19 protein-coding genes are annotated in these 21333 nt (G+C 73.3%); 7 read left to right on the top strand and 12 right to left on the bottom strand.

Annotation, left to right across the window (positions count from 1 at the left end; translation table 11 throughout):
- Window positions 1–8 precede the first annotated feature (8 nt).
- From ABD879_RS09325 to ABD879_RS09305, 5 genes are all read left to right on the top strand, one after another.
- Window positions 9–2417, top strand: coding sequence for a vWA domain-containing protein (locus ABD879_RS09325; protein ID WP_345019482.1), 2409 nt, complete (start codon window positions 9–11; stop codon window positions 2415–2417).
- A gap of 58 nt (window positions 2418–2475) precedes the next feature.
- On the top strand, window positions 2476–3828 hold the full coding sequence (locus ABD879_RS09320) for an ABC transporter substrate-binding protein (protein ID WP_345019480.1): 1353 nt from the start codon (window positions 2476–2478) through the stop codon (window positions 3826–3828).
- A 55-nt stretch (window positions 3829–3883) separates the two neighbouring features.
- The gene (locus tag ABD879_RS09315; RefSeq protein WP_345019478.1) at window positions 3884–4324 is read left to right on the top strand and encodes an SRPBCC family protein; all 441 of its coding nucleotides are present in this window, start codon (window positions 3884–3886) and stop codon (window positions 4322–4324) included.
- On the top strand, window positions 4321–4863 hold the full coding sequence (locus ABD879_RS09310; protein ID WP_345019476.1) for an NUDIX hydrolase: 543 nt from the start codon (window positions 4321–4323) through the stop codon (window positions 4861–4863). The genes ABD879_RS09315 and ABD879_RS09310 overlap by 4 nt, the downstream gene beginning before the upstream one ends.
- 553 nt (window positions 4864–5416) lie before the next feature.
- Window positions 5417–6322, top strand: a complete 906-nt coding sequence (locus ABD879_RS09305) for an LppU/SCO3897 family protein (protein WP_345019474.1) — start codon at window positions 5417–5419, stop codon at window positions 6320–6322.
- A 35-nt stretch (window positions 6323–6357) separates the two neighbouring features.
- Here the strand turns inward: ABD879_RS09305 and paaE are convergent, their stop codons facing one another.
- The 6 genes from paaE to paaZ are packed head-to-tail and all read right to left on the bottom strand — an operon-like array spanning window position 6358 to window position 12272.
- Complete coding sequence (gene paaE / locus ABD879_RS09300; protein WP_345019472.1) at window positions 6358–7461, bottom strand: 1,2-phenylacetyl-CoA epoxidase subunit PaaE; 1104 nt, start codon at window positions 7459–7461, stop codon at window positions 6358–6360.
- A 3-nt stretch (window positions 7462–7464) separates the two neighbouring features.
- A complete protein-coding gene (paaD, locus tag ABD879_RS09295; RefSeq protein ID WP_345019470.1) occupies window positions 7465–8022 on the bottom strand; it encodes a 1,2-phenylacetyl-CoA epoxidase subunit PaaD in 558 nt (185 codons plus the stop codon).
- Window positions 8016–8954: a 1,2-phenylacetyl-CoA epoxidase subunit PaaC gene (gene paaC, locus ABD879_RS09290; RefSeq protein ID WP_345019468.1), complete on the bottom strand. Its 939-nt coding sequence runs from the start codon at window positions 8952–8954 to the stop codon at window positions 8016–8018. Before paaC ends, paaD begins: the two co-directional genes overlap by 7 nt.
- A gap of 8 nt (window positions 8955–8962) precedes the next feature.
- On the bottom strand, window positions 8963–9265 hold the full coding sequence (gene paaB, locus ABD879_RS09285) for a 1,2-phenylacetyl-CoA epoxidase subunit PaaB (protein ID WP_345019466.1): 303 nt from the start codon (window positions 9263–9265) through the stop codon (window positions 8963–8965).
- Window positions 9262–10218, bottom strand: a complete 957-nt coding sequence (gene paaA, locus ABD879_RS09280; protein WP_345019464.1) for a 1,2-phenylacetyl-CoA epoxidase subunit PaaA — start codon at window positions 10216–10218, stop codon at window positions 9262–9264. Before paaA ends, paaB begins: the two co-directional genes overlap by 4 nt.
- Window positions 10218–12272 carry a phenylacetic acid degradation bifunctional protein PaaZ gene (paaZ, locus tag ABD879_RS09275; RefSeq protein ID WP_345019462.1) on the bottom strand — a complete coding sequence of 685 codons (2055 nt, stop codon included), beginning with the start codon at window positions 12270–12272 and terminating at the stop codon, window positions 10218–10220. Before paaZ ends, paaA begins: the two co-directional genes overlap by 1 nt.
- Before the next feature lie 125 nt (window positions 12273–12397).
- Between paaZ and ABD879_RS09270 the strand changes: the two genes are divergently transcribed.
- Window positions 12398–13024, top strand: coding sequence for a TetR/AcrR family transcriptional regulator (locus tag ABD879_RS09270; RefSeq protein WP_345019460.1), 627 nt, complete (start codon window positions 12398–12400; stop codon window positions 13022–13024).
- Here the strand turns inward: ABD879_RS09270 and ABD879_RS09265 are convergent.
- The 5 genes from ABD879_RS09265 to pdhA form a co-directional block, all read right to left on the bottom strand.
- Complete coding sequence (locus ABD879_RS09265; protein WP_345019458.1) at window positions 13021–14274, bottom strand: RNA polymerase sigma factor; 1254 nt, start codon at window positions 14272–14274, stop codon at window positions 13021–13023. The genes ABD879_RS09270 and ABD879_RS09265 overlap by 4 nt on opposite strands.
- The gene (locus tag ABD879_RS09260; protein ID WP_345019574.1) at window positions 14271–14624 is read right to left on the bottom strand and encodes a YciI family protein; all 354 of its coding nucleotides are present in this window, start codon (window positions 14622–14624) and stop codon (window positions 14271–14273) included. The genes ABD879_RS09265 and ABD879_RS09260 overlap by 4 nt, the downstream gene beginning before the upstream one ends.
- Before the next feature lie 521 nt (window positions 14625–15145).
- Window positions 15146–16483 (bottom strand): dihydrolipoamide acetyltransferase family protein, encoded by a 1338-nt coding sequence (locus ABD879_RS09255; protein ID WP_345019456.1) that lies wholly within the window; start codon window positions 16481–16483, stop codon window positions 15146–15148.
- A complete protein-coding gene (locus ABD879_RS09250) occupies window positions 16480–17481 on the bottom strand; it encodes an alpha-ketoacid dehydrogenase subunit beta (protein ID WP_345019572.1) in 1002 nt (333 codons plus the stop codon). Before ABD879_RS09250 ends, ABD879_RS09255 begins: the two co-directional genes overlap by 4 nt.
- An 11-nt stretch (window positions 17482–17492) precedes the next feature.
- Window positions 17493–18602, bottom strand: coding sequence for a pyruvate dehydrogenase (acetyl-transferring) E1 component subunit alpha (gene pdhA / locus ABD879_RS09245; RefSeq protein ID WP_345019454.1), 1110 nt, complete (start codon window positions 18600–18602; stop codon window positions 17493–17495).
- A gap of 112 nt (window positions 18603–18714) precedes the next feature.
- Here pdhA and ABD879_RS09240 point away from each other — a divergent pair, with 112 nt between their 5' ends.
- Entirely contained in the window at window positions 18715–19218 is a 504-nt protein-coding gene (locus ABD879_RS09240; protein ID WP_345019451.1) for an Lrp/AsnC family transcriptional regulator, read from the top strand.
- A 70-nt stretch (window positions 19219–19288) separates the two neighbouring features.
- Here ABD879_RS09240 and ABD879_RS09235 read toward each other — a convergent pair whose 3' ends face one another.
- On the bottom strand, window positions 19289–19900 hold the full coding sequence (locus tag ABD879_RS09235) for a YdcF family protein (protein ID WP_345019570.1): 612 nt from the start codon (window positions 19898–19900) through the stop codon (window positions 19289–19291).
- Between the last annotated feature and the right edge of the window lie 1433 nt (window positions 19901–21333).

The following is a 21333-nucleotide window of genomic DNA, read 5'->3' as shown; positions in this document are numbered from 1 at the left end:
GGCCGAGCATGGAACCGCGGCATTACACGATCTTCTGCGTCGACATGGTGGACTCCACCAAGAGGCCCACCGACTGGCATCGGCGCGTGGCGCGGAGCGGCATGTACCGGGCGCTGCGCCGGGCGTTCGTACGGGCCCGGCTGCCCTGGCATCTGCGCTGGCGGCGGCACCTCGAGGACCGCGGGGACGGCGCGCTCATCCTCGTCTCCGCGGCGGTGCCGTCGGCGCGGGCGCTGCAGGCGCTGCCGCATCTGGCCCGCGAGCTGGCGGCGCACAACGCCACCACCAACGCCGGCGCGCACATAAGGCTGCGGGTCGTCCTGCACGCCGGGGAGGTGGCGCACGACCCTTACGGGGTGTCGGGCAAGGCGGTCGACGACGCGTTCCGGCTGCTGGACGCACCGGAATTCAAGGCGGCGGTGCGGGAAAACGACGCCGCCGTACACGTGATCATCTCCGACGCGTTCTACACCGGCGTCGTCGAACAGGGCGGCCCGCAGAACGATCCGGGCGCCTACCGGCCGCTGGCGGCGTCGGTGCGGCAGGAGCGGCCCGCGCGGGCGTGGACGCGGTCGTTCCCCGAGCCGCGGCTGCGCGTGCGCGTCACGGGCCGGTCGGCGCCGCCCCGCGTCCTCGGCGCCGCGGCGGTGGGCGTGACGGCGCTGTCGCTGCTGACGCTGGTGCCGGGGGAGTCGCGGCCGATGTTCTGCGACGATCCGCCGGTGCAGCTGCGGGTGCGGGTGTCCGCCGAGAAGGCCGGCGTCGTCCAGACGCTGGCCCAGGAGTTCGAGCGCATCCGCCGCCACAAGGAGACCGGCTGCCGGATGGTCGACATCAACGTGGTGACGGCGTCCGACGCGGGCGGCATCGAGGAGTCGGTCAGGCAGGGCTGGCTGATGCGCAGCCCGGCCCAGACGTCCGTCGAGCGGACGGCGGCGGCGTCGGCGCAGTCCACCGGCGGTGAGATGTCCGACGAGGCGGACGTGTGGCTGCCCGACTCGTCCCTGGAGGTCGAGCAGGTGCGCGAGGTGCTGCGCGCCCAGCGGATCGGCACGGTCACGCTCGACGTCAAGGGGAGCATCGCGCGGTCGCGTCTGGTGCTGGGCGTGCCCCGGTCCATGGCCGACAGGCTGAAACTGCCCGGGGACGGGGTCGTGCCCTGGGAGGAGGCGCTGAAGTGGCCGGAGCAGGGCTACCTGTTCGGCCGGGCCAGTCCCCGCACGTCCAGCACGGGCTTGGCGGCGACGGCCGCGCTGTACCGCGCCGTGCTGGGCCGCGACGTGCTGAACGAGGACACGCTGAGCGGCACGGACGCGGCCACGCGGCTGCACGCCGTGGAGCAGGCCATCGCCCGCGACGACGACGAGCCGGAGCGGCTGCTGTGCGCGGTGCGCACGTCTCCCGCGGGCAGCGACCTGCACGACAGGACGGCGGTGCTGGTCTCGCAGAAGGCGCTGACCGACTACCGCGCGGGCGACTCGCTGGGCGGCCGCTGCCCGCTGCCGTCCGGCGCCGGGCAGCCCGAGCTGCTGACGTTCGCGGTTCGGGAGGGGACCCCCCTGTTCGACCACCCGTACGTGGTGATCAACCGGACGCCGCGGGCGAGCCCCGAGCGGCGGCGGGTCATCGACCGGCTCTACCGGTTCCTGCGCTCGGGCGATGCGCAGGATCAGTTCCGGTACGCCGGGTTCAGCACCGTGGCGGCCTGGAACCCCCCGCTGGACACACCGCCGCTGGACCTCGCCGGGAAGATCCACTACGGGCCGCTGCTGGAGGCGTGGGACCGCGTCCGCAGGTCCGCCGACGTGCTGATGGCGGTGGACGTGTCGGCGGCGATGGACGCCCCGTTCCCCGACGCCGACGGCACCCGGCGGGCGGCCGCGAAGAACGCCATCGCGCTGTCGCGGCGGCTGATGGGGGGACGCGACCGGATCGCGCTGTGGACGTTCGCCCGCGACCTGGACGGCGGCCGCGACCACCGCTCGGTGGTGCCGCTCGGGCCGCCCGACCGCGCGCAGACCGACCGGCTGAACAAGGTCCGGCTGGACTCGGGCGGCCGCGGCACCGTCCTGTACGGCCCCGTCCGCGAGGCCGTGCGGGAGCTGCGCCGGTCCGGCGGCGGGCGGGGGCGCAACGCCGCCGACGCGCCCACCAAGGCGCTGATCGTGATCGCCGACGGCACCGACGACGGCGACGACCAGGTGCTGGCCGACCGGCTGCGCGCCGAGCTGCTGGACGGCGCCCCCGTCCGCCTCTACGTCCTGGCGTTCCACAGCGGCGGCTGCGCCAACGGCCTGGACCGCGTCGCGCAGGCGGGCGGCGGCGCCTGCTACCCGATCGACGACATGACCGCCATGCGCAAGGCGCTCGACGGCGTGGCGGCCGGGCTGTGGGGCAGGCCCCGGCGGTCCACGTGAGGTCCGGCCGCGCGCCCCGCCCCCGCACGGCGCGCGGCCATACGACGAGGGGGTCGCGATGGAACTGGCTTCACCGGTGCTCCGCCGGGCCGTGTCGGCGGTGGCGGCCGCGTCCGCGGTGGTGGCGGCCGCGGCGGCGTGCACGTCCGGGGCGCCGGACGACGACGGCGCCGACGGGGTGGGCCGCATCGTCTTCGCCGACAGCCACGACACCACCCGCGGTCGGCAGATCGCCCGGCTCGTCGACGCCTGGAACGCGAACCATCCCGACGAGCGCGTCGAGATGGTGGAGCTGACGGAGAACTCCGACGACCAGCGCGCCCAGCTCGTCGCGCACGCCCAGGACGCGGCCGCCGCCCGCGAGCGGGAGGCGGACGGGGAGGAGGCGGCGGGCGCCGACGCCTGCTACGACGTCGTGTCCATCGACATCGTCCGGACGGCCGAGTTCGCCCGCTGGGGGTACATCGTGCCGCTCGACCGCCACGAATTCGACGCCGACGCCTTTCTGGCCAAGCCCCTCGAAGGTGCCCGCTACCAGGGGAAACTGTGGGCGATTCCGCTGCGCGCGGACGTCGGGCTGCTGTATTACCGCACGGACGTGCTCGCCCGGGCCGGCGTGCACATCCCCAAAAAATGGACCTGGGAGTATCTGCACGACGTCGCCCTGCAGGTGGCGCCCGCGCACAAGCTGGCGGGCTATGTCACCCAGTTGGGCGCCTACGAGGGGTTCACCGTGAACGCCATGGAGGCGTTCTGGGCCACCGGCGGGGAGATCATCGGCCCCAAGGGCGAGATCCTCGCCAAGCCCGAGAAGCTGCAGCCGGGCATCGACCGGCTCCACCAGGGCCTCGCCGAGGGCTGGATACCGCGGGAGACCCTGTCGTACAACGAGGAGGGCAGCCGGGCGGCGTTCCAGGACGGCAAGGCGCTGTTCATGCGCAACTGGACGTACGCCTACCGGGTGCTGAACTCCAGCGGTTCGCGCGTCGCCGGAAAGTTCGCGGTGGCGGCGCTGCCGACCCCCTCGTCGCTGGGCGGCTGGAACCTGGCGCTGTCGAGCTGCTCGCGGCACCGCGACACGGCCCGGCGGTTCATGAGATTCCTGACCGGCCTGGAGAGCCAGCGGACCCTGTTCAGCCAGGCCGGGGTGGCGCCGACCCGCAAGGCGCTCTACGAAGACCAAACGCTGAGGAAGGCGAATCCGCATCTGGACACCATGCGGGAGGCGATCAGAGCGGCCCGCCCCCGTCCGGTCACGCCCTACTACGACCAGGTGTCCAGCCTCATCCAGACGCATGTGCGCCGGGCGCTGGTCGATCCCGGCACCACGGACCGCGACTGGAACGCCGTCAGGGACCGCGAGCTCACGGCCCTCAACGAACGGATGCACACGGCCGCCGACGGCCGGTGACGCCCAGAACGCCCCATTTCTGGTCCGCCCGCCGCGGGTGCGCGAGGATGGGACCATGGGACAGGTCACCGCCACCGCCGAAAAGACGGTCGAGGCGAGCCCGCAACGGGTGCTGGAGGTGCTCGGCGACTACGACGGCGTGCGCGCGCGGACGCTCACCGGGCACTTCAGCGAGTACGAGGTGCGCAAGGGCGGCAAGGGCGACGGCACGGTGGTGCACTGGAAGCCGGCCGCCACCGGCAAGCGCGTCCGCGACTGCCTGATGTCGGTCAGCGTCCCCGACGCGGCCACGCTCGTCGAACGCGACGCCAACTCGTCCATGGTCACCACCTGGACGGTCTCCCCCGCCGGTGACGGCGCGCGGGTGCGCGTCACCACCACCTGGAGCGGGGCGAGCGGCGTCGGCGGGTTCTTCGAACGCACGTTCGCACCCCGCGGCCTGCAGCGCGTCTACGACGAGCAGCTCGCCAAGATCGCGTCCGAGCTCGCCGGATGACGGGCACCGCGGAGACCCCGGCGGGCGACGGCGCGGCGGAGGGGGAGCGCTACCGCCGCCGTTCGGCGCGCGTGCTGCTGGTGGACGACGACGAACGCATCCTGCTGTTCCGTTTCGTGCGCGTGTGGAAAAGGCCCGACCTCGGCTACTGCTGGATCACCCCCGGCGGCGGCGTCGACGACGGCGAGGACCTGCGCGCGGCGGCCGCCCGGGAGCTGCGCGAGGAGACCGGCCTCGCCGTCCCACCGGACGAGCTCGGCCCCCGTGTGGCGATGACGTCCGGCTACGCCGACCTGGGCTGGACGCGGGGCGTGTTCCGGGACGACTTCTTCCTGCACCGCACGGCCGCCTACGAGATCGACACCTCCGGGTTCCAGGCCACGGAACGCGACCAGATCAACGGCCACCGCTGGTGGACGCTGGACGAGCTGCGGTCGCCCGACGAGCCCGTCTACCCGCTCGGCCTGGCGCCGCTGCTGGCCGACCTGCTCGCCGGGCGCATCCCCGACGAGCCGGTGCGTCTCCCCTGGCACCACTGATCATTAACCGGCGAATCATATTTTTCTGGACGGCACCCCAACTCTTGGGGTGAACTGGTCGTCAATTTGTGTGCAACCCCGCCGAGCGCCCGGGTTCGCGAGTCCGAGGCGGGCTGGCCGTCCGGCCGTCGATGTCGGAGACACCGGTTATGGTCGCGCCGTCGCTCCCCGCGGCACGAGTTGGTGGAAAGGGAAACAGGTGAGCACCGAGGGTGGACGCCCCGAAGAGATCCGTCATCCCTCCGCGCAGGGTTCCTGGGCCGACCCCGCCGCGGGTCAGCCCCCGCCCGGCCGGCAGCCGCCGGGCCGGCCGCCGTCCGGGCAGACGCCCGATCAGGCGTCCAACTGGCCACCCGCCCAGGCTCCCGGTCAGCCGTCGTCCGGCCAAGCCCCCGGCCGGCCCCCGGCCGGTCAACCGTCCGGCCAGGCCCCCGGCCGGCAGCCGCCGGGTCGGCAACCGAACTGGGCGGCGCAACCGGGTCCGCCCGGGCAGGGATACGGAGGGCCGCCGACCATGCCGCCCGGCGGCATGGGGCCGGGGCAGATGGCCACGATGCCCTCCGCGGGTATCCCCGGCCTGCCGCAGCAGACGCCGCGCAAGAAGGGGCGCCTGATCGCGCTGCTGGCGGTCGGCGGCGCCGTGGTCGCGGTCCTGCTGGCGGCGACCGCCGTGGTGGTCGTGCGGAACGGAAGCGACGAGCCGAGCGGCCCCGTGGCGGCCGAGCAGTGCATCGACAAGCGGCTCGACCTGAGCGGAAAGTCCAGCACCCTGCGGTCCGTGCCGTCCGCCCTGCGGGTCGGCTGCAAGTCCGACCAGGCGAAGGGCCGGATCACCAAGGTGCTGCGCGCCGGCGAGGGCACCTTCGGCGGCTTCACCTTCTCGTCCGAGGGATGCCCGGACGACTCCGACGGCGGCGCCCGTGTCAGGGTGTCGGACACCGACACCAGGTACTGGGACGTCTGCGTGCGCAACCTCAAGGGCCCGCACCCCGGCGATCCCGGCATGGGCGGCGGGCAGATCGGCCCCGGCGACTGCATCAGCGGCGAGGTCGCCTTCAACCGCGAGGTGCCGTGCTCGTCGTCGGACTGGTACGGCAAGGTCATCGCGCGGGTGGCGCAGGAGTCGCAGTGCCCCTCGCCGCGCACCATGGAGACCGCCAAGATGAGCAGCTCGTCCGATCCGCGGCCGGTCCTGTGCCTGGGCGCGGGCGGCGGTGTGGTCGGCCCGGGCGACTGCATCAAGGACCCGACGTACAGCTTCCTGGGCCTGGAGAAGGCCGACTGCAACGACCGCGCGGCCGTCGCCAAGATCACCGGACGCGTCCGCACGAAGAACGAGTGCCCCGCGGAGTCCGACAAGTACATGGAGGCCAAAGAGGAGGCGTACCTGCCGATCCTGTGCATCAAGCAGCTCAGGCCCACCCTCAAAGAGCAGCTCGACGACCTCGGCCGCACCTGACCTCCGGCGGCTGACCGGGCGGACGGCCCGCCCGGTCAGCCGTCGTAGTCGATCGTGAGGCGGTCGGTGGCGGGGGTGGCCTGGCAGGTCAGCACGAACCCGGCGGCGATTTCGGACGGGTCGAGGGCGAAGTTGCGGCGCATGTCGGCCCGTCCGTCGACGACGCGGGCGCGGCAGGTGCCGCACACGCCGCCCTTGCACGCGAACGGCAGGTCGGGGCGCACCCGCTGGGCGGCGTCGAGGACGGTCGCGTCCCGGGGCTGGGTCAGCGTGGTGGCCCGGCCGTCCAGGATGATCGTGACCTCGGTGGCGGGCCCGGCCTCCTCCGGCGGTCGTTCGTCCACCCGGCGGACGGGTCCGGGCGGCACGTCGTCCACATGGAACAGCTCCTGGTGGACGCGGTCGCCTGGCACGCCGAGGCCCGCCAGCACGGATCGCGCGTCGGTGACCATGGCGAACGGGCCGCACAGCCACCAGTGGTCCACGTCGCGGACGGGCAGCAGCAGCGGCAGCAGGGCGCGCAGCCGGGCCGCGTCCAGCCGGCCGCTGAACAGCTCGGCCTCGCGCGGCTCCCGCGACAGCACGTGCACCAGCTCGAACCGGTCCGGGTGGGCGTCCTTCAGGTCGGCCAGCTCGTCGGCGAACATGACGGTGTCGCTGCGCCGGTTGCCGTACAGCAGCGTGATCCGCGCCTGCGGGTCGCGCAGCGCGGACGCGGCGATCGACAGCAGCGGCGTGATCCCCGACCCGGCGCCGATCAGCACGTGGTGGGCGGGCCGCGAGAGGTCGGGCGTGAACCCGCCGTCCGGCGGCAGCACCTCGACCAGGTCGCCCGGCCGCACCCGGTGGACCAGCCAGGACGACAGCGTCCCCCCGGGGATCTCGCGGACGCCGATGCGCAGGGGGGCTCCCGCCGGAGCGCAGATGGAGTACGAGCGCCGCTCCTCGCGTCCGTCGACGACGCGGCGCAGGGTGAGGAACTGTCCGGGCAGGAAGGCGTACTCGCCGGCGAGCTCGTCCGGCACCGCGAAGGAGACGGCGACCGCGTCCCGGCACAGCCGCTCGACCGCGGTGACGCGCAGGGTGTGGAAGACGGCGCGGCGCCGCCGGGTGGCGGGCGCGGTGTCGAGCGCGGTCACGGGTCAGATCTCCTTGAAGTGCTCGAAGGGTTCCCGGCAGGCGCGGCAGCGGCGCAGCGACTTGCAGGCGGTGGAGCCGAACCGCGACAGCTCGTCGGTGTCGGGGGAGCCGCAGCGGGGGCAGCGCACCGCGGTGCGGGGCGGGCCGAGGGTCAGCGGTATCGGCCCGGACGTGCGGCGGGGCGCCGGGCCCGGGGGAGCGATCCCGGCGGCGGCGAGTTTGCGCCGCCCGGCCTTACTGATCATGTCGGTGGTCCACGGCGGGTGCAGCACCGTGCGGACCTCCACCCGTGTGAAGCCCGCCTCGGCGAGCCGCGCGCGCAGGTCGTCGCGCATGGTCTGGACGGCCGGGCAGCCGGTGTAGGTGGGGGTGATCGTCACCTGCACCGCTCCGTCCGGGGCGACCCGCACGTCGCGCAGCACGCCCAGGTCCCGCAGGGTCAGCATGGGCAGCTCCGGGTCGGTCACCGTCTCGGCGACCGCGCGGGCCTCGGCCGCGCGGGCCTCGGCGGCGGCGGGGGCTTCCACCGCCGAGGCCGCCACCCGGTCGCCGGTCACCATGTCGCCCCCGGGTGCGCGCGGGCGACGCACTGCAGCTCGGCCAGCAGCGCGTCGAACTCGGCCGTGTGCACGCCGTCGCGCCCCGTCCTCGCCGGGACGCGGCCCGGCTCGTGCGGCGCCTCGGCGGGTTCGGGGACGGGCAGCGTGGCCTCCGCGAGGACGTCGGCGATGACCTGGTCGAACTCGGCGCGCACGGTGGACGGGTCGACGCCGAACCCCGCCTCGGCCATCCGCCGCTCGACCTCGTGCGGGGTGAACAGCTCGCCGATCTGCGGCCAGACGGCGTCCAGGGCGGCGAGCATGCGGCGGCGCGACTCGGCCGTGCCGTCGCCGAGCCGGATCGTCCACATGGCGGCGTGGTCGCGGTGGTAGGCGACCTCCTTGACGCCCTTGGCGGCGACCGCGGCGAGCACCGGGTCGCGGGAGGCGGTGAGCCGGTCCAGCAGCGCCAGCCGCCACGTGGCGAACACCAGCAGCCGCACGACGCAGAACGCGAAGTCGCCGCGCGGCGCCTCGGCCAGCCGGACGTTGCGGAACTCGCCCGCGTCGCGGAGGAACGCCAGGTCGTCCTCGGTGCGGCCGGTGCCGTCGGCCTGCCCGGCGCGGGTCAGCAGCAGCCGCGCCTGCCCGAGCAGGTCCAGGGCGATGTTGGCGAGCGCGACCTCCTCCTCCAGTTCGGGGGCGTGCGCGCACCACTCCTGCAGCCGGTGCGACATGATCAGCGCGTCGTCGCCGAGCATGAGGCAGTACGCGGCCAGGGCGTCGCCGTCGACGCCGTCCGGCACGGCCGTGTCGAGTCCGGCGAGCGGGTCGTGGAAGCCGGTGCCGTACGCCCAGCGGGCGTCGCCGTGGTCCTCGGCGAGCGCGTCGAGCGCGGTGCCGCCCGGGTCGGCGGCCGCGGTCGGGCCGGCGGTCAGGTCGTCGCGCGCCATGGGTCCCCTCAGATGTGCGGAACGTTCTCGGGAATCTCGTAGAACGTCGGATGCCGGTAGACCTTGTCGCCGCTGGGGGCGAAGAACGGGTCCTTCTCGTCCGGGCTGGAGGCGGTGATCCGCGCCGCCTCGACCACCCAGATGCTCACGCCCTCGTTGCGGCGGGTGTACAGGTCGCGGGCGTTGCGCAGCGCCATCTCGGGGTCGGCGGCGCGCAGCGACCCGACGTGCACGTGGTTCAGCCCGCGCTTGCCCCGGACGAACACCTCGTACAGGGGCCACTCCGCCCGCACCGCATCGTCGCCGGTCATGCCGCCTCCTTCGCCTGCCGGGACCGCCGTGCCCGCTTGGCCGCGTGGGCGGCGGCCGCCTCCCGCACCCACGCGCCGTCCTCGTGCGCGGCGCGGCGCACCGCGATCCGCTCGGCGTTGCACGGCCCGTCGCCGCTGATCACCCGCTTGAACTCGGCCCAGTCCACGTCGCCGAAGTCGTAGTGGCCGCGTTCGGGGTTCCAGCGCAACCGCGGGTCGGGCAGGGTGACGCCGAGCGCCTCGGCCTGCGGCACCGTCATGTCGACGAACCGCTGCCGCAGCTCGTCGTTGGTGTGCCGCTTGATCTTCCAGGCCATGGAGCGCGCGGTGTGCCGGGACTCGGCGTCCGGCGGGCCGAACATCATCAGCGTGGGCCACCACCAGCGGTTCACCGCGTCCTGCACCATCTCGCGCTGGGCGTCGGTGCCGCGCATCATCGTCATCAGCAGCTCGTAGCCCTGCCGCTGGTGGAACGACTCCTCCTTGCAGATGCGGATCATGGCCCGCGCGTACGGCCCGTAGGAGCTGCGGCACAGCGGCACCTGGTTGCAGATGGCCGCGCCGTCCACCAGCCAGCCGATCACGCCCACGTCGGCGTACGTCAGCGCCGGATAGTTGAAGATCGACGAGTACTTCTGCGCGCCGGAGATGAGCCGTTCGGTGAGGTCGGCGCGGTCGGCGCCCAGCGTCTCGGCGGCCGCGTACAGGTACAGGCCGTGCCCGGCCTCGTCCTGCACCTTGGCCAGCAGGATCGCCTTGCGCCGCAGCGACGGCGCCCGGGTGATCCAGCCGCCCTCCGGCTGCATGCCGATGATCTCCGAGTGGGCGTGCTGGGCGATCTGCCGGATCATCGTCGCCCGGTAGCCGTCCGGCATCCAGTCGCGCGGCTCGATCCGCTGGTCGCGCTCGATCGTCCGGTCGAAATGGCGGGCCAGTTCGGTGTCGTCGGCCATCACGCCTCCTTCCCCTCGGGTCGCTTGGCCACCAGGGTCAGCACGTCGTAGCGGGCGACCACGACGCCGTCCTGCCGGGCGACCTCGGTGTCCCAGCGGACCTCGCCGTAGTCGGCGCCCTCCCGCGGCGTGATCTGCTTGGCGGTCAGCGTGACGGTCAGCTCGTCGCCGGGGAACGTCGGCGCCAGGAACCGCAGGTTCTCCAGGCCGTAGTTGGCCAGCACCGGGCCGGGTTCGGGGGAGACGAACAGGCCCGCCGCGAACGACACCACCAGGTAGCCGTGCGCGACGCGGCCGCCGAAGAACGGGTTGCGCCGGGCGGCCTCCTCGTCCATGTGGGCGTAGAAGGTGTCGCCGGTGAACTCGGCGAAGTGCTCGATGTCCTCCAGCGACACCACCCGCGGCCCCGCCACGACCGTGTCGCCGACCCGCAGGTCCTCCAGGTACTTGCGGAACGGGTGGACGTCCGTCTCGGTGCGCGGCGCCCCCGGCACCCACCGGCCGGTCAGCGCGCTGAGCATGGACGGCCCGGCCTGCACCGCCGTGCGCTGCATGTGGTGCAGCACGCCGCGGATGCCGCCCAGCTCCTCGCCGCCCCCGGCGCGTCCCGGCCCGCCGTGCACCAGCATCGGCAGCGGCGAACCGTGCCCGGTGGACTCGCCGGCGTCCTCGGCGTTCAGCACCAGCAGCCGGCCGTGCGACGACGCCGCGCCCAGCACCACGTGCCGGACGAACCCGGGGTCGGCGCTCACCACCGACCCGGCCAGGCTGCCCCGGCCGCGCGCCGCCAGCTCCACGGCGTGGTCGGCGTCCCGGTACGGCAGCAACGTGCTGACCGGCCCGAACGCCTCCACCTCGTGCGGCTCGGCGCGCTCGGGGTCGTCGGCGCGCAGCAGCAGCGGCGAGAGGAACGCGCCGCGCTCGGCGTCGGCGTCGACCACCTCGACGTGCTCGGGGTCGCCGAAGATGATCCGGCCGGCGTCCGCCAGCGCCTTGACGCCCCGCCGCACCTCCTCGCGCTGCTCCAACGTGGCCAGCGCGCCCATCCGCACGTCGGGGTTGGCCGGGTTGCCGACCGTCACCCGGCCGAGCCGCTCCCGCACCGCCTCGGCGACCTCGTCGATCCGGTCGGCGGGCACCAGCGCGCGGCGGATCGCGGTGCACTTCTGGCCCGCCTTCACCGTCATCTCGCTGACCAGCTGCTTGACGAACAGGTCGAACTCGGCGGTGCCGGGGGTGGCGTCGGGCCCGAGGATCGAGCAGTTCAGCGAGTCGGCCTCGGCGTTGAACCGCACCGCCCGGCCGGTGATCACCGGGTGGGTGCGCAGCAGCCGGGCGGTGGCGGCCGATCCGGTGAACGCCACCAGGTCCTGTTCGGTGAGGTGGTCGAGCAGGTCGCCGGGCTCGCCGCACAGCAGCTGCAGGGTGCCCTCGGGCAGGATCCGCGACTCGATGATCAGCTCGATCAGCCGCGCGGTGAGGTAGGCGGTCTGCGGCGCGGGCTTGACCAGGCTCGGCATGCCCGCCAGGAACGCGGGGGCGAACTTCTCCAGCGGCCCCCACACGGGGAAGTTGAACGCGTTGATCTGCACGGCGACACCGCGCAGCGGCGTGCACAGGTGCCGGCCGACGAATGTGCCGCCCTTGCCCAGCGGCTCCACGTCGCCGTCCACCAGCACGGTGTCGTTGGGCAGCTCGCGGCGGCCCTTGCTGGCGTAGCTGAACAGCACGCCCAGCCCGCCGTCCACGTCGATCTTGGAGTCGGCGAGCGTGGCGCCGGTGCGGGCCGACAGCGCGTACAGCTCCTCGCGGTGCCCGCGCAGGTGCGCGGCGAGCTGCTTGAGCAGCAGGGCCCGCTGGTGGAAGGTCAGCTCGCGCAGCGCGGGCCCGCCGACCCGGCGCCCGTACTCCAGCGCGGCGGCGCGGTCGACACCGGTCGCCGACAGCCGGGCGACCTGCTCGCCGGTCACCGCGTCCAGCAGCGGCACGCCCTCGTCCGGGGGTGCCTGCCAGGCCCCCGAAACATAGCTGCGCAGCGGAGCCGTGGTGCCCATCACGGGCCTCCTCACCTCGTCTTCCGACCCGAATAACCGACCGGACGTTCAGTTGGGATAGTAACTCCGGACACAGCCGGGCCGCCAGGCCCCGGCACCGCCGGAACGCTGCGATACTGAGCGGCGTGACCACCGCGGACGGACGGCAGACGCGGCGGGGACGCCCCGGCTACGACAAGGAGTCCCTGCTCCAGGTCGCCGTCAAGGTGTTCAACGAACGCGGCTACGACGGAACCAGCATGGACGAGCTGTCCAAACGGCTCGGCATCAGCAAATCCGCCATCTACCACCACGTGTCGGGCAAGGACGAGCTGCTGCGCCTGGCCGTCGACCGCGCCCTCGACGGGCTGTTCGCCGCCGCCGAGCAGGCCATGGCGGTCGAGGGGCGCGCCGTGGACCGCCTGGAGCACCTCGTGCGGGCCAGCGTGGGCGTCCTGGTCGACCGGCTGCCGTTCGTCACCCTGCTGCTGCGGGTGCGCGGCAACACCACCGTCGAGCGCCGCGCCATGGCCCGCCGCCGCGAGTTCGACCGGATGGTGGCCGACCTGGTCGCGCAGGCCGCCGCCGAGGGCGACATCCGCCCGGACGTCGATCCGGCGATCACCAGCCGGCTGCTGTTCGGCATGGTCAACTCGCTGGTCGAGTGGTACCGCCCGCAGGGCCGCCGCAGCGGCGCCGAACTGGCCGACACCGTCTGCAAGATCGCCTTCACCGGCGTCCGCCGCCCCCGCCCCCCGGACCCGCAGCCCTAGTCCTCGCCGGACGCCGGCGCCGCCGCACGAAGACGCAGGTAGCGCTGCTCGGGAAGGTTCGTCGCCAGCCGGGCCGCGATCCGGAAGGCGTCCCGGGCCTCCTGCGGCCGCCCCGCCCTCTCCAGCAGATGCGCCCGGACGGCGTGCAGCCGGTGATGGCGCGCCATGCGCCCATCGGCCTTAAGCCCGTCGACGATCTCCAGGCCGGCCCGCGCGCCGCGGACCATCGCGACGGCGACGGCCTTGTTGAGCGTCACCATCGGGTTGGGGGCGACGCGTTCGAGCAGCTCGTACAGGGCGAGGATCTGGGGCCAGTCGGTCTCGTCGGCCGACGGCGCCTCGTCGTGCACCGCGGCGATCGCCGCCTGGAGCTGGAACGGGCCGAGCTCCCGGGTGCGCGCCAGCGTCGCGGTGACGAGCTCGACGCCCTCGGCGATGAGCCCGCGGTCCCACCGGCCGCGGTCCTGCTCGGCCAGCGGGATGAGCGAACCGTCGTCCCCCGTGCGGGCGTCCCGCCGCGCCTCGGTGAGCAGCATCAACGCCAGCAGCCCCGCCGCCTCGGGCTCGTCGGGCAGCAGGCGGTGCAGCAGCCGGGTCAGCCGCAGCGCCTCGGCGGTGAGGTCGGGGCGCTGCAGCGCGTCGCCGGAGCTGGTCGTGTAGCCCTCGTTGAACATCAGGTAGAGGACGTGCAGCACCGCCCTCAGCCGGTCGGCCCGCTCGCCGGGCGGCGGCGGGGCGAACCGGCCGCCCGCCTTGCGGATGGCCTGCTTGGCCCTGCTGATCCGCTGCGCCATCGTCGCCTCCGGGACCAGGAAGGCGTGCGCGATCTCCGCCGTGCCGAGCCCGCCGACCGCCCGCAGCGTCAGCGCCACCTGCGACGCCGGAGACAGCGACGGGTGGCAGCACAGGAACAGCAGCGTGAGCGTGTCGTCGTGCTCGCCGGCGGGCGGATGGTCGGCGGGGGCGGCGACGAACATGGACGGCGGGGTCGCCGGCAGCTCGGCGTCCTCCCGGCGCCGCCGGGCCGCGTCACTGCGCACCCAGTCGGTGAACCGCCGCGTGGCGACGGTGACCAGCCACCCGTAGGGGTTGTCGGGCACCCCCTCCTCGGGCCACTGCACGGACGCCGCCAGCAGCGCCTCCTGCACCGCGTCCTCGCAGCCGTCGAACTGGCCGTACCGGCGCAGCAACGCGGCGAGGACCTGCGGCGCCAAAGGGCGCAGCAGCTCCTCCAGCCGTTGCCCGGTCACTCGCCGTCGGCGGCCTCGTGCAGGATCGGCCACACCTCGACCTGCCGGTACGAGGCGAACGGGATCTCGGCGGCGATCTCCAGGGCGCGTTCCTCGCCCTCCACGTCGATGAGGTACCAGCTGGCCATGTACTCCTTGGTCTCCAGGTACGGGCCGTCGGTCACGGCCGGCACCCCGTCCCGCACCCGCACGATCTTGGTCTGCGACGCGTCGGCGTTGCCGTACGCGCCGAGCAGCTCACCCGTCTCGGCGTACTTGCGGTTGAACGCGTCCTGCGCGGCGATCTCCTTCTGGAACTCCTCGGCGGAGAACGACTCCCACAGCTCCTGGTTGCCGTAAATGATGATCATGTACTTCACGGTCGGCCTCCTTCACGCGGGACGCCCGGGCGGGCGCCCTCGCGAACAAGTCGGAGCCGGTCCGCGAACCTCGACATCCCCCACCCGAAATTCTTCCCCCCACCCTGACACGCCGACCGATCTGCCGCCCCAGGCGCACCACCCACCGGTGGAGGTCTCGACCGACAGGTGCGTCATCAGCACCTCCGGCCGTTCCACGCAGTGGGCGACGAACCGCAGGAAGCCCGGCAACGCCGCCGTCATCCGAAAGCGATGCGCCGCGCTCTGCCCTCGTCCACCGCCCACCGGCGAACGTCACGGAGCCCCCCCGACCGGGTGGCCGCCTACCGGTGAACGCCCCGGCCAGGCGACCACCGCCTACAGGTGAGTGACCAGCACCTCCGGACGCTCCGCACAACCGGCGACGAACCGCACACACTCCCGACCACGCCGCCAGCACCCGAAGGCAGGGCGCCAAGCACCACGGCCGCCCACCACCCACCTGCTGGACACCCCGACCGGGCGGCCAGCACCTACAGGTGAGTGATGAGTACCTCGGGACGCTCCACGCAGTCGGCGACGAACCGCAGGAAGCCTCCGGCGACGCCGCCGTCGCACACGCGGTGGTCGAACGTGAACGACAGCTGCGTCACCTTCCGCAGCCGCACCTCCCCCTGGTAGCCCCAGGGCCGGTCGGCGATCCGCCCGACCCCGAGCATGGCCGCCTCGGGATGGTTGATGATCGGCGTCGATCCGTCCACCCCGAAGACCCCGTAGTTGTTCAGGGTGAACGTCCCGCCGGTGAGCTGCCGGGGCGTCAGCCTGCCGTCCCGCGCGGCCGCCGTCAGCTCGCGCAGCCGCCCGGCCAGCTCGGCCAGCGTCAGCCGGTGCGCGTCGTGCACCACCGGTACCACCAGCCCCCGGTCGGTCTGGGCGGCGAACCCCAGGTTGACGTGCGGCAACCGCACGATCTCCTGCCGTTCGACGTCCACATAGGCGTTCAGTTCGGGGAAGCGCCGCAGCCCGACGACGCAGATGCGGGCCAGCAGCGCCAGCATGCCGATCCCGGCGTCCGGGGAGGCCCGGCGGATGTCGTCCTTGAGTTCCACCAGCGCCGTGGCGTCCACATCGACCCAGGTGGTGGCGTCGGGGATCTCCCGCCTGCTGCGGGAGAGCTTGTCCGCGATGGCCCGCCGCACCCCTTGCAGCGGCACCCGCTCCGCCTGCGGCGCCTCATCGGTTCCGGCGGACGCGGCGATGGCGGCCTCCACGTCCCGGCGCAGCACGACGCCGCGCGGCCCGCTGGGCGTCACCTGCGCCAGATCGATGCCGTGCTCCTTCGCCAGCCGCCGCACCAGCGGCGCGATGACCCGCGGCACCTCCTTCCCCGCAGGTCTGGGCGCGGCGTCCGGCACGGCCGCCAGGCGGGACGTCGACACCGACGGCACCACGGCCCCTTCGGCGCCGCCCTTGAGCGCGCCGACGGGTCCGGGCCGCACGACCGCCGGCTCGGGCCGCCTGACGCGGGGGCGGCGCCGCGGCCGCTTGCCCGCCCCGGTGCCGTATCCGACGAGGACGTTGCCCGACCCGGCGCGCTCCTCCTCCCGGTACCGCTCGTCCGGGACGGCCACCGCGATCAACGGGGCGCCCACCGCGACCGACGTGCCCGGCTCGCCGTACAGGCGCACCACCGTCCCGGCGATCGGAACGGGCACGTCCACGGCCGCCTTGGCCGTCTCGACCTCCACCACGACCTGGTCGACGGCGACGACGTCCCCCACCGACACCCGCCACTGGAGGATCTCCGCCTCGGTCAGCCCCTCCCCCAGGTCGGGGAGGTGGAACACCTGCTCGGTCGCCGTCGCGGTCATGCCGCACCCGCCTCGGGCAGGTACCGGACGTCGGGCCGGTCGTCGCGCTGCAGCCGGTCGAGGGCGTCCAGGATCCGGTCCACGTCCGGCAGATGGCGATGTTCCAGCATCGGCGGCGGATACGGCACGTCCAACCCGGTCACCCGCAGCACCGGCGCCAGCAGGCTGTGGAAGCAGCGCTCCTGCACGCGGGCGGCGATCTCGGCGCCCACCCCGGCGAACCCGGCGGCCTCCGCCACCACCACGCAGCGGCCGGTGCGGCGCACCGACGCCGCCACCGTCGCGTCGTCGAACGGGACGATCGTGCGCAGGTCGATGACCTCCAGGTCCCAGCCTTCTTCGGCGGCGGCCTCGGCGGCCTCCAGCGCGACCGGCACGGCGGGCCCGTAGGCGACCACCGTCGCGTCCCCGCCCGGACGGCGCACCACCGCACGGCCGAACGGCTCCGTGCGCACCGGCAGGCTCACCGGGGCCTTCGACCAGTACAGCTTCTTGGGCTCCAGGAAGATCACCGGGTCGGGATCCGCGATCGCCTCCCGCAGCAGCGAGTACGCGTCGTCCACCGTCGCGGGCGTGACGACCTTCAACCCGGGCGTGTGCGCGTAGTAGGCCTCGCTGGAGTCGCTGTGGTGCTCGACGCCGCCGATCCCGCCGCCGTAGGGGATGCGGATGACCATCGGCAGCGTCACCCGTCCCCGCGTCCGGTTGCGCATCTTCGCCACATGCGAGGCGATCTGCTCGAACGCCGGGTAGGCGAACGCGTCGAACTGCATCTCCACCACGGGCCGGAACCCGCCCATGGCCATGCCGACGGCGAAGCCCACGATGCCCGACTCGGCCAGGGGCGTGTCGAAGCAGCGGTCCTCGCCGAACTTGGCGGTCAGGCCGTCGGTGATGCGGAAGACCCCGCCCAGCGGCCCCACGTCCTCGCCGAACACCAGGACGCGCTCGTCGTCCTCCAGGGCGTCGCGCAGCGCCGCGTTCAGCGCCTGCGCCATGCTGATCGTCGTCACCTCAGCGCCTCCTCGGCCTGCAGTTCGGCCTCCAGGGCCTCGCGTTGCTCCGCCAGCTGCGGCGTGAGCGTGCCGTACACGTGGTCGAACAGCTCCAGCGGCGCCACCCGCGGGTCCTCGTTCAGCTCGGCCCGCACCCGGGCGGCGAACTCCTCGGCCTCGGCGTTGACCGCCGCGACGTCCTCGTCGGTGAGACGGCCGCGCCGCCGCAGGTACGCCTCCAGCCGCGCGATGGGGTCGCGCCGCCGCCAGCGCTCGGTCTCCTTCTCCTCCCGGTACCGGGTGGCGTCGTCGGCGTTCGTGTGGGGCTCCATCCGGTACGTGTGGGCCTCCACCAGGAACGGCCCCTTGCCCGAACGCGCGTGCTCGGCGGCGGCGGACAGCACCGCCAGGACGGCCACGGCGTCGTTGCCGTCCACCTGCTCGGAACGCACCCCGTAGCCGACGCCCTTGTACGCCAGCGCCGGGGCGGCGGTCTGCCGCTCCAACGGCACGGAGATGGCGTACTGGTTGTTCTGGACGAAGAACACCACCGGCGCCTTGAACACGGCGGCGAAGTTCAGCGCCTCGTGGAAGTCGCCTTCACTCGTTGCGCCGTCCCCTACGCAGACGAGCGCGATGCGTCCCGTCCCCTTGCGGCGTTCCGCGTACGCCAGGCCCGCGGCGTGAATCGTCTGCGTCGCCAGGGGAGTGCACTGGGGAGCGACCTGGTGACGGTACGGGTCGTAGCCGCAGTGCGCGTCCCCCCGTAGGAGCGACAGCACCTCCACAGGGTCGATGCCCTTGGTCACCAGGGCCACCGAGTCCCGGTACGTGGGGAACAGCCAGTCGCCCTCCTGCAAGGCGAGCACGGCCCCCACCTGGCACGCCTCCTGGCCCTTGCTCGACGGGTACACCGCCAGGCGCCCCTGCTTGGTCAGCGCGGTCGCCTGGGCGTCGAACCGGCGTCCCACGACCATGTGCCGGTACGCGCGGCGCAGCAGTTCGGGGTCCGGCTCCGGGTACGCGGGGCGGCCGCGCGCGGGCGCCCCGGCGTCGGTCAGGAACCGGACCGGCCTCTCGGACGGGAGCAGCGCCCGCGGCCCCTCACGCCGTTGATCCGACATACGGCACCAACCTCCTCGTCCGTGCCTTCTTGGGAGGAATATGAATCAGTTGGGCCATACGTCTCAATAACTGCGCTAAAGTCCGGACATCCGGCTTCTCCAGGGGGTCACCATGGACCATCTGTCCCTCAACATCCCACCGGCAGCCCCGCCCCCGGGACATTCTGCGGCGCCCCTCGACGCCATCGACCGCGCCATCCTGCGCGAGCTGACCGCCGACGGCCGCATGTCCATCCGCGCCCTCGCCGAACGCGTCCGCATCTCCCGCTCCAACGCCTACGCCCGCCTGGAACGCCTGCTCGCCGAAGGCGTCATCACCGGCTTCAGCGCCCGCGTCGACCCCGTCCGCGCCGGCCTCGGCACCACCGCCTACGTCCTGGTGAGCATCGACCAGCACGCCTGGCGGGACGTCTCGGTGAACCTGCGCGAGGTGCCCTACGTGCAGCACCTGGCGTTCGTGGGCGGCGACGTCGACCTGGTCATGCTCGTCCGCACCCCCGACACCGCCACCCTCCGCGACGTCGTCCTCGCCGGAATCCACGCGGTCACCGGCGTGCGCAGCACCCGCACCTGGATCGTCTTCGAGGAGACCCCGGGCTCCTCGGCCAACGGCTGACCGCACGACGCACGGTGGCCGGGCCGGTCAAATCCCCTGCGGCCCCCGGCGGCACGGCCGTGCGGCGTGATCAGCCCGACCCGCGGTCTCCGTGCACGAGCCTGCCGGTGAACCCCGCCGCGACCAGCCGCTCGTACGCGCCCATCACCTCGGCGGGCACGTCCTGCGCTGCGGCGAATCCGCGCTCGGCGTACACCCACACCCGCTGCGTGTCCCCGACCAGCATGTTGATCACACGATCCGCGTCGCCGATGCCGCGCACGTACTCGTCCAGCGGCAGCGGCCGGGACGCGCACACGACCTCGAGCTCCGGCCACACCTTCTTCGCGGTGGCATAGGCCCGCCGCTGCTGGTACGGACGGGATATCAACAGGGCCGACCGCACCTCGATCCTCCTGTCGGCGAGAAGCCCGCGCGTGAACGCGATGTTCTCACCGGTGTTCGTCGCCTCCGGCTCGACCAAGACCGCCTCGTCCGGCACCCCGAGCGCGAGAGCGTGCTCGCGGTAATGGACGGCCTCCCCGCGCGGGAACCGCTCCACCGTCGTCGGCGCGTTCGCCCCCGTGAACACGATCAGCGGCGCCATCCCCCGGTGATAAAGCTCGGCCGCGTACGTGGCCACCCCGAGATCATGGCTGCCGAGCCCGATGGCGACATCACAACGCCGCACGGCATGCCCCATGTCGTGATACCGCCACAAGACCTCGACGTCCGCCCGAAGCCCCTCCGGCAGAACTCCGCCCATCACGGTCTCCCCTCAGCGCCCCCAGCACCAACCATGACAGACCCCAGGCGGACTCCGAGGTAACCCAACCGAGTCGGCCGGTCCACCTGATCAGCCGGCCCGGCAGCTTCCTGTCGATCAGCCGCGTGCAACCGGCGCCGCGCGACGCCGCCGCCGCGTACCGGCGGGCCCCTGCGCGACGATCCTGAATCCGGCGGGCCGGCCGTGGCCGCGCAACGGGGTGGCGCCGCCGGAGACGACACCGGGCAGATCGGCGCACACGTCGCAGAACATGTCGCGGTGACGTTGGCGCCCCGGTGCGGCCGCTGGAGGAAGCCGGACGGGTGGCGAGCCCCCGAACCGCGGACAGCCGGCCGAGCCGGCCTCTCACCGACGCCCACGCGGCGCGGTCGCTCCGGACAATCCGGTGGAGTGCTGCCTGCCCCTGCCGGTAGGCGGTCAACCGGCCATGCCGCTCCCGGAAGGCGCGGTCTGCCCACGCTGCTGGTCGTCCGAGAAGTGTTCTTCGGCCTGGTTGGGCGCTAGAAGCGCGCCACTGCCCGGACGGGCGTCCCGACGAGCGACGCGAAGGGATTAGCGGTCATGCGCGCATCGCCATGACGCTGGAGAGCCGTACGCACGGCCACAGCGGAGACCCTCGCTCAAGGGGCAGGACATGCCCGGAACGGCGGGAAGGTGACGCCGTTGCATGAAAAAGCCCCCGGCGGGGGCTTTGGCTGGTGGGCGTACGTGGACTTGAACCACGGACCTCATCCTTATCAGTTCGATCCACCCCAAGGTCATCATGACGTGCGCTGGCTCCGACCTGCCGCTGAACGCTGATCATGTTCGCGGTCGTTCGCCCCTGTTGCTGTCATCGTTGCTGTCACAGCTGTACGCACATGCCGGGCGGCCGTCGCCTGGTGACCGTACCCCGTGATGGCTTGGGGCGTGCGGCGTAGCCGCTGTTCTTCCCCCTACCTTCCTCCCCCCGGCCCCGACGAGACCTGTACTTAGCGGCGGACGGGTTCCGTCAAGGGTGGCCGTAGGCCATCACGAAGTGACGCGAAGCGCCCTTGACGGGTTCTGGCCGTCGCCATCCTCGACGGCTCGGGGTCGGGGGGAGCCACGCACCTTCCACACCAGGCGGCAACGTCCTCGGCCACGGGGGAGCCTGTGCGATCGACCGTGGGAGCGGGCGGCCTGCCAATGCCGTAGGCACCCCGTAGGGGCGAGCTTCGCTCGTTGGCCGGCGGCCTGCGGCCTGGACGTGACGACCGATCGGGCGGCGACGCGCACCCCGTGACCGGCCGCACCCGGGCGCAGGGCGGTGGGTGTGCGGCGCGCGGCCCCTTCGCCCCGCCGTCCGGAGACCGGCGCCCACGCCGCAC

Source organism: Actinomadura keratinilytica (assembly GCF_039539665.1).
Taxonomy (GTDB): Bacteria; Actinomycetota; Actinomycetes; order Streptosporangiales; family Streptosporangiaceae; genus Spirillospora; species Spirillospora keratinilytica.
This window is presented reverse-complemented; position numbering and strand designations above follow the sequence as displayed.